We start from the raw sequence: 12,590 nt of genomic DNA, 5'->3' as shown, positions 1-12,590 counted from the left end.
CCCGGCATCCGGGCGTGTCTCGGCCCGGCTGGCGCTGAGGGTTGCATCAAGGCCGTTCAACACCCGTGAGCACCAGCCGGCGACCCCGCGCCCTGCCCGCGAGACCCGCCCCGGCCGGCCCGCCCGACCGGACGCGTCGGCGTCGAGCCGGCCAAGGGCCGAACGGCGCGGATCGGGCCGCAGCCGGACGACATCGCGGACGCGGTCGCCGGGCCGGCCGAGCGGATCCGGGCACCGCTCGGCGGCGAGCCCGGGCGCGATCGGTGCAGCGACTGCTGTCAGGGGCGGAACGTGACGAGTCGGCCCTTCGCGGAGACGTGCACCAGGCCGTGTGCGCCGGGCAGAAGCCGGTCGATCATCGCCCGCATCCTGATCAGCGGCCTGGTCTCCCCAGCACGATCCACGGCGATCACCGAGCCGTCCGCGAAGCCGAACAACGCGGTGCCGGACGTGCGAGTGGCGGCGCAGACCGGGCCGTTCCGCCGGTGATCGATCGTCGTGACGGCACCCCGGACGGTGTCGACGACCGCGATGCCCGCGTCGTCCACCAGCCACAACGTCCGTGCGTCGAACATGGGTGCCCGCGGGACGAGATCACGGTCGTGCCGCCAGAGGACCCGTGGACCGTCGCCGTCGCGCAACGCCATGACTATGCGCCGCCCGCTGAGAAAGGTGACCGACCCATCGTCGCCCGCGCTGAAACCGGGGCCGCCATCGGCGAAAGCGATCGGTTCGGGGAGCGGCCACTCGTCCAGCAAGGTCCCGGAGGCCGCCAGCAGCACGAGCGCCGGCCGGTCGGCGCCGGCGAGGAGCACCGCGCCTGACAGCAGCGGCATGGGCGCGGCGAGCGGGCCCAGCGGCACTCCGGCGAACGGCAGCGGCTCCCCGTCGGACAGGGAGAACCGGACCAGCGGGTGATAACCACGCCAGCCACCCACGAAGATGACGTCGCCGCAGACGCTGACGTGCCGCCGGAGCGGCAGACCGGGACGCGCCCACAACGGTTCCCCGGAGCCGAGCGCGAAACAGTGCAGCACGCCCGACTGGCTCAGGTAGAGGCACCGGTCACCGGCGAGGACCAGGGTGCCCCAGCAGTCCTCGACCTGCCGATCCCAGCGCTGCCCGCCGTCGTGGGCCCGCAAGGCGACCAAGCGCCGGTGGCGCTCGGCCACGACCACGGAACCGCCTGCCGCGGCGATCGCGGACGACCGGAGGTGCAACGAGCGCGCCCATTGAGTCAGCACGCCGCATGATCGCACGCGGATGTGGACGGCTTAGGCTTGGTGGATGCGGGTGGCGTTCGCGAGCGACGACGAGAACGAGACGACCCGGGCGGTGGTCGCGGCCCTGGTCGAGGACGGTCACGAGGTGATCCGGCCGGACACTGCGGAGAGCTGGCCGGACCTGGGCCGGTTCGTCGGGCAGGCGGTCGTGGACGGACGGGCCGACTACGGCGTGGTCATGTGCTGGACCGGCACGGGGACGGCGATCGCGGCCAACAAGGTGGTGGGTGTGCGGGCGGCGTTGGCCTGGGATCCGTGGATCGCCCGCGGCGCCCGCCTCTGGAACGACGCGAACGTGCTGGCCATGAGCCTCAAACGCCTCGCCCCGGACGTCGCCGTCGAGGTCCTGCGCGCCTTCCTGGACGTTGCCGAGCCGGACCCGGACGAGGCCGCCAACATCGCCGCACTCGAATGAGCCCGGCCGCCGGTGTCACCCTGGTCGCGCAATCCGCCCGAATCCGTAGAGTTGGCGCATGGGTATCGACTTCGCCCCATCGGTCAGATCGCGTCTAGGGATCGAGTGGGAGATAGCCTGTGTCGATCGGCGCAGCGGGGAACTGACCGCCGCGGCACCGGAACTGCTCGCCAAGCTCGGCGCCGCGGACGGCTTTCCGCACGTCACGAACGAGCTGCTGACCAACACCGTGGAAGTCGTCAGCGCGCCGCATCACCGGGCGCGCGACGCCGTGGCCGACCTGGTGCGGCTCGTCGAGCGGGTCGCCGCGGTCGCCGAGCCGATGGGGGTGGACCTGATCTCCTCCGGCACGCATCCGTTCAGCCAGTGGTTCCGGCAGCAGGTGACGCCGGACAAGCCGCGCTACGACACGCTGATCGACCGGACCCAGTGGTGGGGACGGCAGATGATGATCTGGGGCGTTCACGTGCACGTCGGGGTCGAGGACCGGCGCAAGGTGCTGCCGATCATCGACGGGCTGTTGACGTACCTGCCGCATTTCCAGGCGCTGAGCGCGTCGAGCCCGTTCTGGGCGGGGGAGCGGACCGGGTACGCCTCCAACCGCGCCCTGATGTTCCAGCAGCTCCCCACGGCGGGGCTGCCGCCGCAGCTCACCGAGTGGTCCGAGTACGAGTCGCTCGTGGCCGACCTGCAGCACATCGGCGTGATCGAGGAGCTGAACGAGCTGCGCTGGGACATCCGGCCGTCGCCGAAGTGGGGGACGATCGAGATCCGGACGTTCGACGGGATCTCCTCCCCGTGGGAGATCGGCGCGATCGCGGCGCTCGCGCAGTGCCTGGTCGAGCACTTCTCCCGCGAGCTGGACGCGGGGCGCGACGTGCCGCGGATGCAGCCGTGGTTCGTGCGGGAGAACAAGTGGCGGGCCGCGCGATACGGCCTCGACGCGATCATCATCCAGAACGCGGCCGGGGACGAGCGCCTGGTCACGCAGGATCTGGCCGAGCTGGTGCCGCGGCTCGCGCCGGTGGCCGAGGCGCTGGGCTGTGCGGCCGAGCTGGAGCGGCTGCGCGACATCGTCGACGGGGGAGCGAGCTACCAGCGCCAGCTCCAGGTCGCCGCCGCGCATCACGGCAGCCTGAAGGCGGTCGTCTCGTCCCTGGTCCGGGAGCTCCGGGACGGTTGCTGACGCGCGGTGATCCGCGAGTCGCGGTGAGGCGTGCTCATGGCCGTACGGGAGAATGAATGTGATCTTGAGGGGGTCGGATGGCCGACGGGGGCGCTGCCGACGAGGTGGTCGGGCTCGCGAGTGAGCTGATCGCGATCGACACCACCAACGCCAGCGACAGCGGCGGCCCGGGCACCGAGCGGCCGGCCGCCGACTACGTCGCCGGGAAACTGGCCGACGTGGGCTACGACGTCACCTACGTGGAGTCCGGCGCCAGGGGCCGCGGCAACGTGATCGCCAGGCTGACCGGATCCGATCAGTCACGCGGCGCCCTGCTCGTGCACGGGCATCTCGACGTCGTGCCGGCCGACGCGACCGAATGGTCGGTGCACCCGTTCTCCGGCGAGGTGCGCGACGGCTTCGTCTGGGGGCGCGGCGCGGTCGACATGAAGGGCACCCTCGCGACGACCCTGGCCGTGGCGCGGCAGCTCAAACGGGAGGGCGTCGTCCCGCCCAGGGACATCATCTTCGCGTACGTCGCCGACGAGGAAGCCGGCGGTTTCAACGGCGCCCGCTGGCTGACCGACAACCGGCCGGAGCTGTTCGAGGGCGCGACCGAGGCGATCAGCGAGGTCGGCGGCTTCTCCGTCACGACCGGCGACGGCGCCCGGGCGTACCTGGTGGAGACCGCCGAGAAGGGCGTCGCGTGGCTGCGGCTGACCGCGCGCGGGACGGCCGGGCACGGCTCGCTGCTGCACGACGACAACGCCGTGGCGAAACTCGCCGCCGCGATCACTCGACTCGATCGGCACCGGTTTCCGCTGGTGCTGACCGGTCCCGTGCGGGAGCTGCTGGAGGGGTTCGCCGAGCTGACCGGGATCCCGTTCGACCCGGACGACCCGGAGGCGGCCGTGGCCCGGCTCGGGCACCTGTCCCGGCTGGTCGGGGCGACGTTGCGGGACACCGCGACGGTGACCATGGTCGAGGCCGGTTACAAGGCGAATGTGGTGCCCTCCACCGCCCGGGCGACGATCGACGGGCGGATGCTGCCGGGGCGCGAAGCGCTGTTCGAGGCCGAGCTGGCGGAGGTGCTCGGGCCGGAGATCGAACGGGAGTACTTGTTCATGCCGGGGGTGGAGACTTCCTTCGACGGGTCACTGGTCGACGCCATGGCCGCGGCGATCGGGGCGGAGGATCCGGGGGCGCGACTGCTGCCCTACATGCTGTCGGCGAGCACCGACGCCAAGTCGTTCCAGCGGCTCGGGATCCGGCACTTCGGGTTCTCGCCGCTGCGGCTGCCGCCCGACCTCGACTTCACCTCGCTGTTCCACGGTGTGGACGAGCGCGTCCCGGTGGACGGACTGCGATTCGGTGCCCGGGTCCTGGATCGGCTGCTGCGCTCGGCATGATCCGGGCTCTATCCTGTGAGCGTCCTCCGTCTCAGCTGTCGTCAGACGCTGAGCTGCGTCAGCACAAATGTTAGCGTTCACACTCCCATCTCCCGTCCGCGCTTGAGGTAGAAACATGACCATGACGGAAACGCGTGCAGCGATCGAGCAGGGGCGCACCGCGCTCGGCATCGAGTTCGGATCGACCCGCATCAAGGCGGTGCTGATCGGGCCGGATCACGCGGCGATCGCCACCGGCGCCCACGACTGGGAGAACCAGTTCGTCGACCGCGTCTGGACCTACTCCCTCGACGCGGTCTGGGCCGGCGTGCAGGACTGCTTCGCGGCGCTCGCCGAGGATGTCCGGAAGCGTCACGGCGTCGAGCTGACCTCCGTCGGCGCGCTCGGCGTCTCCGCCATGATGCACGGCTACCTCGCGTTCGACGCCGCCGGCGAGCTGCTCACCCCGTTCCGCACCTGGCGCAACACCAACACCGGCGCCGCCTCCGAGCAGCTCAGCGAGCTCTTCGGCTACAACATCCCGCACCGCTGGAGCATCGCCCACCTCCACCAGGCCGTGCTCGACGGCGAGGAGCATGTCGCCCGCCTCGCCCACCTCACCACGCTCGCCGGTTACGTGCACTGGAAGCTCACCGGCCGGCAGGTCCTCGGTGTCGGCGACGCCAGCGGCATGTTCCCGATCGACGTCACCACCGGCTATTACGACGAGGGCATGCTCGACCGGTTCGACGAGCTCGCCGCCGGCCGCCTGCCCGTCAAGCTGGAGCAGCTGCTCCCGGCCGTGCTCCCGGCCGGCGAGTCCGGCGGCACGCTCACCGAGGCCGGCGCCAAGCTGCTCGACCCGAGCGGAAAGCTCCAGCCCGGCGCGGTCGTCTGCCCGCCCGAGGGCGACGCCGGCACCGGCATGGTCGCCACCAACTCCGTCGCCCGCCGCACCGGCAACGTCAGCGCCGGCACCAGCATCTTCGCCATGATCGTGCTGGACGGCCCGCTGAGCCGCATGCACCCCGAGGTCGACCTGGTCACCACCCCGGCCGGCGACCTGGTCGCGATGGTGCACTGCAACAACGGCGCCAGCGAGCTGAACTCGTGGGCCGGCCTGTTCGCCGAGTTCGCCACCGCGCTCGGCTCCACGGCGGACACCAACACCGTCTTCGAGACGCTGTTCCGCTCCGCGCTGAGCGGCGCTCCCGACGGTGGCGGCCTGATGGCGTTCAACTACCTGTCCGGCGAGCCGATCACGAAGCTGCACGAGGGCCGCCCGCTGTTCCTGCGCGAGCCCGGCAGCACGCTGAACCTCGCCACGTTCATGCGCGTCCAGCTCTACTCCGCGCTCGCCACGCTGCGCCTCGGCATGGACGTGCTCCAGAAGGCCGAGAACGTCCAGCTCGACCGCATGTTCGCGCACGGCGGCCTGTTCAAGACCAAGGGCGTCGCCCAGAACCTGCTGGCCGCCGCGATCAACACCCCGGTCTCGGTCGGCGACCTCGCCTCCGAGGGCGGCGCCTGGGGCATCGCGATCCTCGCCGCGTACCTCACCGGCAAGCAGCCCGGCCAGACCCTCGACGACTTCCTGACCAGCACGGTCTTCGCCGGCGCCGAGCTGGAGACGGCCACTCCCGACCCGGCCGACGTCGCCGGTTTCGACGCGTTCATCCAGCGCTACGTGGCGGCCCTGCCGGTCGAGCAGGCAGCGGTCGCCAACAGCTAAGAGCAAGATCTTCATTGCCCATCTCCGCTGTGGTCCGGATCGTCGCTCCCGCGGGGACCCTTCCGGGCTGAGCAGGGCCGTGACCGGCCCAGAACGCTCAGCCCGCAAGGGCGGCCTCCGCGGCGGGGCACGGTCAAGGCACAACCCCCGTCGTCCCACTCGAGCCGCTCGCACACGCCCACTTGCCGGAGCCCGCGACGAGTCGGACTCGAGTGGGCCGCACGCGCCCACCCGCCGGAGCCCGCGACGACGCCGGTGGTCCAGGTCGCGACGCGGCCCCAGGTCCCGGCTGGTCCTCATGGGCGTTATTCGTCCCTCATAACGCCCATGAGGACCAGCCGGGAAGGGCGAGTCGCGCGGCTGGCCGGGCCCGAGCGGAGTTCGCGGAGCATCACGCACGGCGGATGCCGCTAGTCAGGAGGCCTGTTTCAGCACGTGGTGAGGGCCGTCGGCGGTGCGGTCCCGGCCACCCTCCTTGGCGGCGTAGAGGTGCGTGTCGGCGAGCCGCAGCAGCGCCTCCTGCGTCCGGCAGCTCTCCGCCGACGTGGCCACGCCGATGCTCGCGGTCACCGGCACGGCCCCGGTGATCGGACGCCAGTCGTGCGACCGGATCGCGACGCGCAGCCGTTCCGCCCACGCGTACGCCGTGGACGGGTCCGCACCCGGCTGCACCAGCAGGAACTCCTCGCCGCCGAGCCGCGCCGCGAACGCGTCCCGCCCGCTCGCCGCCGAGTCGGTGAGCAGCTCCGCGACCCGCCGCAGCACCTCGTCGCCGACCTCGTGCGAACACGTGTCGTTGATCCGCTTGAAGTGGTCGAGATCCACGATCGCGACCGACAGCGGCGTGTGCGCCTCCAGGGCCTGACCGATCAGGACGGGCAGTTCGACATCGACGAAGCGGCGGTTGAACAGGCCGGTCAACGGGTCGCGCAGGGACAGCTCCTGGGCGCGTGCCCCGGCTCGGCGGGCCTCGTCCGCCTCGTACATCGCATGAAGGGTCTTCGCCCGGGCATCGCGCTCGCTGGAGGTCAGCGCCATCGCGGCGGCGTGGAACGCCTTGTACTCGTCGAGCGCCTCGGCGAACCGTCCCGCCGCGGCCCAGATCTCCGCCTGCTCGCGGCGGACGTCGACGGCGACCCCGAACAGGCGGCGGTCCTCGCAGAGCAGGCGGCAGCGGTCCACGGCGTCCTGCGCGCCCGTCAGGTCCCCGGCACGGCGGTGCACCTCGGAGAGCGTGACCAGGCACTGCGCGCGGGAGCCGACCTCCTCGTAGGCGATCGCGTACTCGTCGTCGAGCGCCGGCAGCAGCGTCGTGATCGCGTCCTGGTACCGCCCGGCGCCGAGCTGCACGTGCGCGACGGTGTCGAGCGTGTTGTAGTCGAGGGTCAGCCCGTGCTCGGCGGCGAGCTGCAGGATCCGCTCGACGGCATGCTCGGCCTGCGCGCTGTCCCCGACGTCGTGCTCGGTGAAGGCCAGGTTGTTGAAGACCCGGATCCGCGCCCGGATGTCACCGAGCGTGACCGACAGTTTGCCGGCCTCCGCATAACGCTGGCGGGCGCCCTCGATGTCCTCGACGTCGGCGAGCGCATCCGCGAGCGCCATCACACACCGCCATCGCAGGTACGGCGAAGCCGCGTCCCCCATCCGGGACAGCGCCTCGAGAGCGCCGAGCGCGTGCTCCAGCGCTGTCGGATAGTCGCCGAGCTGACCGAAGTACGGCGACAACCGCAGATGACTCAGCACCAGCAGCAGCTGATGCTCGTGATCGGTGGCCCACGCGTTCACCTGCCGGCAGATCTGCCCGCTGGTGATCACATCCCCGCGGCGCCCGACGATGTCCGCCCGCAGCAGCTGTGCCCGAAGCTCCAGGTCGGTGGCTCCGAGCTCGGCCGCGGCCTTCTCGAGGGCGGTGGCACGGGCGAACCACTCGTCCAGGTCCATGCCGTAACGCGGATGTTCCTCGAGCGCGGTGAGCTCCGCGTTCAGAGTCCTCGGATCCATGTACGCGCTCATCGTCCGATTGATCGTAGTCCTGAGTGGTCCTCGTGATCGGCATGGGTAAACTCCGCCCGATGCCGGCAGAGGGGGCACAAGTCGACATGAGCATGCCGTTACGTCCGGGCGACGAGACCCGGCTCGGCCGGTACGAACTGATCGGCAGGCTCGGCGAGGGCGGCATGGGAACGGTGTTCCAGGGCCGTGACCAGGACGGGCGCCTCGTGGCGATCAAGATGGTGCGGTCGGAGTTCGCCCACGAGTCCGAGTTCCGCGCCCGTTTCCGCAGCGAGGTGAACCGGGCCAAGCAGGTGCCGCCGTTCTCGACCGCCGAGGTGCTCGACGCCGACCCCGATCATGAGCCGCCGTACCTGGTGGTCGAGTTCGTCGACGGCCCGAGCCTGGCCGCCGAGGTGCGGGAGAACGGGCCGCTGTCCGGGGCGGCGCTGCACGGCGTGGCTGTCGGCATCGCGACAGCGCTGACCGCGATCCACGGCGCCGGCGTGATCCACCGCGACCTCAAGCCGGGGAACGTGCTGTTCGCGCGCGGCGGGATCAAGGTGATCGACTTCGGCATCGCGCGCGCGTTCGAGGCGACGAGTCAGCACACGCGGACCGATCAGATGGTCGGGACCGTGGCGTACATGGCGCCGGAGCGGTTCGACCCGGCCGGCGGGCGGCCGGTGACGCCGGCGGCGGACATCTTCGCGTGGGGTGCGGTGGTCGCTTACGCCGCGACCGGGCGGACGCCGTACGCGGCGGACTCGGCGGCCGCGACGGCGATGCGGATCCTGACCCAGCCGCCAGATCTGTCGGGGATACCGGAGCCGCTGCGCGGGGCTGTGGAACGGGCTCTGGACAAGGAGCCGGACGCGCGGCCGACCGCGCGGGAACTGCTCGACGTGCTGCTGGCGGGGTCGCCGGCCGCTCCGGTCTCGTCGCCGGCTCCGGCTCCGGTCGAGGCGGACACCATGCTGGTGCCGGCCGTGCCGAAGCGCCGCCGCTCACGACTGCTTCCGATCACCGCCGTCGCCGTCCTGCTCCTGGCCGCCGCCGGTGTCGCCCTCGCCAGATTCCTGCCGAAGGACGACGGCGCCGTCCCCGACGTGGCAATCAGCAGCGCGCCGGTCGTCGCGTCGTCGGCGCCGGCGGCGAAGGAGCCGTCACTGTCACCGGCCCAGAAACTGTCGTCGATCATGCTCGGCAACCGCCGCGCGCTGATCCACATCGCCGAGGCCGACCGTGACCTGGCCCTGGACGTCACCGACGCGGAGGTTCAGGGCGGTGACGGCACCGGCACAAAGTCGGAGTTCGTCCTGGACCCGGTCGGCGTCGAGTTCATGATCCGTTCCCTGCGTGACCCGGGCGCCAAGCGGCAGACCTGCCTCGGCGTGAAGATCGTGCTGGACGAGTCGGCGCGCCTGGTCCCGACGACGTGCGAGGCGACCAAGGCGACCCTCTTCTCGATCGAGCCCGCCGAGGGCACCGACGACAAGAAGCGCCCCACCTACTACATCTCCAACGAGACGTACGGCTTCGTGCAGTGGAGTCCCGGCGACAAGGTCCTCTTCGTCGAGGTGCTCGGCGACGCCCCGCCACTGTCCTCGTTCAGCTTCGTCGACCGGGGACCCCTTTAAGCCGGCCCTCGCCCGTTCGGTGTGCCGTTTGTGCGATATCCACTGCTTTCGCCTGCTGCAATGAGGTGCGGGCGCCCAGCCGGGGCGTGCGGACCAGGAGGGCGAATGAGACGAGCGGTCTGGCCGCCGTGGGTCTGGTACCTGATTGCCCTGGCGGTCGCGGTGGTCGCGTACTTCGGCACGCCCGACACCTGGCTGCAGACCATCAGCTACGACGCGATCGCGGTGTCCGGCGCGGTCGCCATGATCGTCGGCGTGCGCGGGAACAGGGCGGTCTCCGCGCGGTTGTGGGTGGCCTTCGCGGCCTGCCAGCTCCTCGTGGTCGCCGGGGACTTCACGTACGCCTGGTATGCGCGCCACCTGCACATCTCGGTCTACCCGGCGCCAGCCGACGTGGTCTACCTGAGCGCCGGCTTCCTGGAGGCCATGGTGCTGGTGCTGATCCTGCGGCGCCGGCTGCCCGCGCGCGACTCCGCCGGGGTCATCGAGGCGGTCATCCTCGCCGGGGCGTTCGCATTGATCGCCTGGGTGTACCTGATGAAGCCGGTCACCCGGTCCACCGAGCTCACCTCGGCCGGGAAGCTGGTCGCGATCAGCTATCCCGTGCTCGATCTGCTGCTGCTGGCGCTCCTGGCCCGCATGCTGGTCGGCGGCGGCGCCCGCAACGGCGCGTTCCGGCTGCTCGCCGCCGGGATGACCAGTTACCTGGCGGCGGACTACGCCTGGGCGCTGAGCGACCATTTCGAGTTCGAGGCCGGCACCTTCGTCAGCCATCTCATGGACGCCGGTTACCTGATCGCCTTCGGCCTGTTCGGCGCTGCCGGGCTGCACCCCGGTATCCGTGACCTGGCCGCGCCGGTGCAGGTCGTCGGCCGGCGCTTCTCGCGATGGCGGCTGGTGCTGCTCACCACCGCCACGATGATCGCGCCGCTGCTGCTCGCCGCGCAGGCCTGGCACGAGCACAACCACGTGGCCGACGCCCCGGCCATCGTGGTGGGCTGCGTCGGGATGTTCCTGCTGGTGGTCGCCCGCATGGCGGTCCTGATCCGGCAGGTCGAGGGGCAGGCGTCGGTGCTCGAACGCCAGGCCGAGGAGCTCACCGAGCTGGCCCAGCGCGACACGCTGACCGGCCTGGCCAACCGGCGCGCCTGGGAGCTGGCGTTGCCGCTGGCGCTGGACCACGCTCGCCGCGACGGGAAGTCGCTGGCCCTTGCCGTTCTCGACCTCGACCACTTCAAGCGGTTCAACGATCAGTACGGCCATCAGGCCGGCGACCGGCTCCTCAAGGAGGCCGCCGCGGCCTGGGCCGCCGGTCTGCGCTCCGGCGACCTGCTGGCCCGCTACGGCGGCGAGGAGTTCGCCCTGCTCATCCCGAACTGCGGGGGTGCCGCGGCAGCCGAACTCCTGGACCGGCTGCGCCCGCTGACACCGTCCGGGCAGACCTTCTCCGCGGGCATCGCGGTCTGGGACGGCCAGGAATCGTCGGTCGCGCTCTTCGCCCGTGCGGATGCCGCCCTCTACCAGGCCAAGGGCGCGGGCCGCGACCGCGTGGCGCTCGCCGCGGTGTGACGCCCCGTCTCAGACGGAGGCGAAGCGGGCGGCGAACGCCACCGCGCCCACGTCCCCCTCGCGCAGCCGTACGGCGATGTCGGTCTCCCCGATCGCCTCGAGGGTCCGCGCCGCCGAGTTGATCGCCGCCGGCTCGCGGCGCAGCAACTGCCGGGCCAGTCGTGACTGCGTCGAGCGCAGCGTCGCGAACGCGCACAGGTCCAGCGCGGCGACGAACTCATCGGTCAGGGTGCCGGCCACGGCGTGCTCGACGACCAGGTCACGCAGCCAGTCGGGCCAGTAGCCGTACTTACCGACGATCTTGCCAGCGTAGATGGCCTCGGACGGGGTGCGCCCGGCGTTCAGCAGGTGCGCGGTCACGTTCACGTCGAGCGCGGAGACCCGCAGCGCCGAGACGAAGATGCGCAGCAGCCGGACCGCGCCGACCCGGGGCTCGATCTCCGCGGCGGCCCGCGCGTAGTCGCCGTCGAGAATCCAGGACACCACCTCCGCCTCGGCGAGCGCGGCCGGGTCGACGTCGCGGTCCGCGAGGCGGGCGATCGTCTCCCGCAGCCGATGCCGGGCGCCGTTGTACCTGTCCAGCAGGCCCTCGCTGTTCGGCTTGTTCCGGTACAGGATCGCGATGTCGGCGGCGATGTCGGCCTCCCGCTGCAGCAGCTGCGAGGTGATCTTCGGCAGCAGCAGCTCGGTCAGGCCGGTGGTGACGATCGCCTCGTCGAACCGTTCGGTCGCGGTCTGGAACTGCCGCCACCAGTCGACGGGGTGAGCAGCGGTGCGCTCAGCCAGCATGAGGACCTCCCGGATCTCGATGCCACTCCATCGACCGGCGGACGGCGCGGTTGCGAATTCCGCTCAGTTCTCGTCGTCGCGCTGCTTCTTGTCGTGCTTCTCGGCCTCGCGCTCCATCGCCAGGTCCAGCGCGAGCACACTGCAGAGGATCAGGAGCGGATCAACCCCCGACTTCAGCTGTACGGCGTACGTGTCCCGCACGGTCAGCCAGCGCTTGGAGACCGCCGCCACCTCGTCGCCGTCGAGCTCGATCACGTACTCGTGATCCAGCAGATCACCCTTCATCGTCAGGTCGTCGTGACCCGGCACGTCGATGGTGAACTTGTCCCGGAACGGCGTGAACAGCTTCTTGCGCACCTCGGCGGCCTCCTCGCCACCGATCCGGATCTCGTACGTCGGCCGGAGCGCGACCAGGTGACGGTGCACGGTCGCCACCTCGTTCCCGTCCGGGTCCTCGATGACCAGCTTGTCCCGGACACTGAACGCCTTGCCGTCGACGCGGTAGACCTTGGTGCCGTTCTCGTCCAGCACATCGAAGTCGTCCCCGATGGCAAAGAACCGTTCCCTGATCAGATACATGATCCCCATTCTCCGCCACCACCCCCCCCACCCCCCCC

At 71.1% G+C, this 12,590-nt stretch carries 10 protein-coding genes; 6 read left to right on the top strand and 4 right to left on the bottom strand.

What is annotated here, in order from left to right; translation table 11 throughout:
* Nucleotides 1–278: 278 nt before the first annotated feature.
* Nucleotides 279–1,244: an outer membrane protein assembly factor BamB family protein gene (locus Acy02nite_RS16195; protein WP_203741404.1), complete on the bottom strand. Its 966-nt coding sequence runs from the start codon at nucleotides 1,242–1,244 to the stop codon at nucleotides 279–281.
* A gap of 43 nt (nucleotides 1,245–1,287) precedes the next feature.
* Here Acy02nite_RS16195 and Acy02nite_RS16190 point away from each other — a divergent pair, with 43 nt between their 5' ends.
* From Acy02nite_RS16190 to Acy02nite_RS16175, 4 genes are all read left to right on the top strand, one after another.
* Nucleotides 1,288–1,698: an RpiB/LacA/LacB family sugar-phosphate isomerase gene (locus Acy02nite_RS16190; RefSeq protein WP_203741402.1), complete on the top strand. Its 411-nt coding sequence runs from the start codon at nucleotides 1,288–1,290 to the stop codon at nucleotides 1,696–1,698.
* Between the two features lie 58 nt (nucleotides 1,699–1,756).
* A complete protein-coding gene (locus Acy02nite_RS16185; RefSeq protein ID WP_203741400.1) occupies nucleotides 1,757–2,884 on the top strand; it encodes a glutamate--cysteine ligase in 1,128 nt (375 codons plus the stop codon).
* A gap of 77 nt (nucleotides 2,885–2,961) precedes the next feature.
* Entirely contained in the window at nucleotides 2,962–4,272 is a 1,311-nt protein-coding gene (locus tag Acy02nite_RS16180; RefSeq protein ID WP_203741398.1) for a M20/M25/M40 family metallo-hydrolase, read from the top strand.
* A gap of 121 nt (nucleotides 4,273–4,393) precedes the next feature.
* Complete coding sequence (locus Acy02nite_RS16175; RefSeq protein WP_239174909.1) at nucleotides 4,394–5,983, top strand: xylulokinase; 1,590 nt, start codon at nucleotides 4,394–4,396, stop codon at nucleotides 5,981–5,983.
* A gap of 414 nt (nucleotides 5,984–6,397) precedes the next feature.
* Here Acy02nite_RS16175 and Acy02nite_RS16170 read toward each other — a convergent pair whose 3' ends face one another.
* On the bottom strand, nucleotides 6,398–7,984 hold the full coding sequence (locus Acy02nite_RS16170) for a GGDEF domain-containing protein (RefSeq protein ID WP_203741394.1): 1,587 nt from the start codon (nucleotides 7,982–7,984) through the stop codon (nucleotides 6,398–6,400).
* Between the two features lie 71 nt (nucleotides 7,985–8,055).
* Here Acy02nite_RS16170 and Acy02nite_RS16165 point away from each other — a divergent pair, with 71 nt between their 5' ends.
* Both Acy02nite_RS16165 and Acy02nite_RS16160 read left to right on the top strand, forming a co-directional pair.
* Nucleotides 8,056–9,615, top strand: coding sequence for a serine/threonine protein kinase (locus Acy02nite_RS16165; protein ID WP_239174906.1), 1,560 nt, complete (start codon nucleotides 8,056–8,058; stop codon nucleotides 9,613–9,615).
* Between the two features lie 105 nt (nucleotides 9,616–9,720).
* Entirely contained in the window at nucleotides 9,721–11,184 is a 1,464-nt protein-coding gene (locus Acy02nite_RS16160) for a GGDEF domain-containing protein (RefSeq protein ID WP_203741391.1), read from the top strand.
* Nucleotides 11,185–11,193: 9 nt separating this feature from the next.
* Here Acy02nite_RS16160 and Acy02nite_RS16155 read toward each other — a convergent pair whose 3' ends face one another.
* Nucleotides 11,194–11,973, bottom strand: a complete 780-nt coding sequence (locus tag Acy02nite_RS16155) for a hypothetical protein (RefSeq protein ID WP_203741390.1) — start codon at nucleotides 11,971–11,973, stop codon at nucleotides 11,194–11,196.
* A gap of 63 nt (nucleotides 11,974–12,036) precedes the next feature.
* Nucleotides 12,037–12,552, bottom strand: a complete 516-nt coding sequence (locus Acy02nite_RS16150) for an LURP-one-related/scramblase family protein (protein ID WP_203741389.1) — start codon at nucleotides 12,550–12,552, stop codon at nucleotides 12,037–12,039.
* Nucleotides 12,553–12,590: the final 38 nt, after the last annotated feature.

Source organism: Actinoplanes cyaneus (assembly GCF_016862095.1).
Lineage (GTDB): Bacteria > Actinomycetota > Actinomycetes > Mycobacteriales > Micromonosporaceae > Actinoplanes > Actinoplanes cyaneus.
The sequence above is the reverse complement of the archived record's forward strand: the minus strand, read 5'-3'. Positions and strand labels throughout refer to the sequence as shown.

What these genes read in the sequence shown, in the direction of transcription:
- Acy02nite_RS16190 (WP_203741402.1), top strand. Translation starts at nt 1,288, where the DNA reads ATGCGGGTGGCGTTCGCGAGCGACGACGAGAACGAGACGACCCGGGCG.
- Acy02nite_RS16185 (WP_203741400.1), top strand. Translation starts at nt 1,757, where the DNA reads ATGGGTATCGACTTCGCCCCATCGGTCAGATCGCGTCTAGGGATCGAG.
- Acy02nite_RS16180 (WP_203741398.1), top strand. Translation starts at nt 2,962, where the DNA reads ATGGCCGACGGGGGCGCTGCCGACGAGGTGGTCGGGCTCGCGAGTGAG.
- Acy02nite_RS16175 (WP_239174909.1), top strand. Translation starts at nt 4,394, where the DNA reads ATGACGGAAACGCGTGCAGCGATCGAGCAGGGGCGCACCGCGCTCGGC.
- Acy02nite_RS16170 (WP_203741394.1), bottom strand. Translation starts at nt 7,984, where the DNA reads ATGGATCCGAGGACTCTGAACGCGGAGCTCACCGCGCTCGAGGAACAT.
- Acy02nite_RS16165 (WP_239174906.1), top strand. Translation starts at nt 8,056, where the DNA reads ATGCCGGCAGAGGGGGCACAAGTCGACATGAGCATGCCGTTACGTCCG.
- Acy02nite_RS16160 (WP_203741391.1), top strand. Translation starts at nt 9,721, where the DNA reads ATGAGACGAGCGGTCTGGCCGCCGTGGGTCTGGTACCTGATTGCCCTG.
- Acy02nite_RS16155 (WP_203741390.1), bottom strand. Translation starts at nt 11,973, where the DNA reads ATGCTGGCTGAGCGCACCGCTGCTCACCCCGTCGACTGGTGGCGGCAG.
- Acy02nite_RS16150 (WP_203741389.1), bottom strand. Translation starts at nt 12,552, where the DNA reads ATGTATCTGATCAGGGAACGGTTCTTTGCCATCGGGGACGACTTCGAT.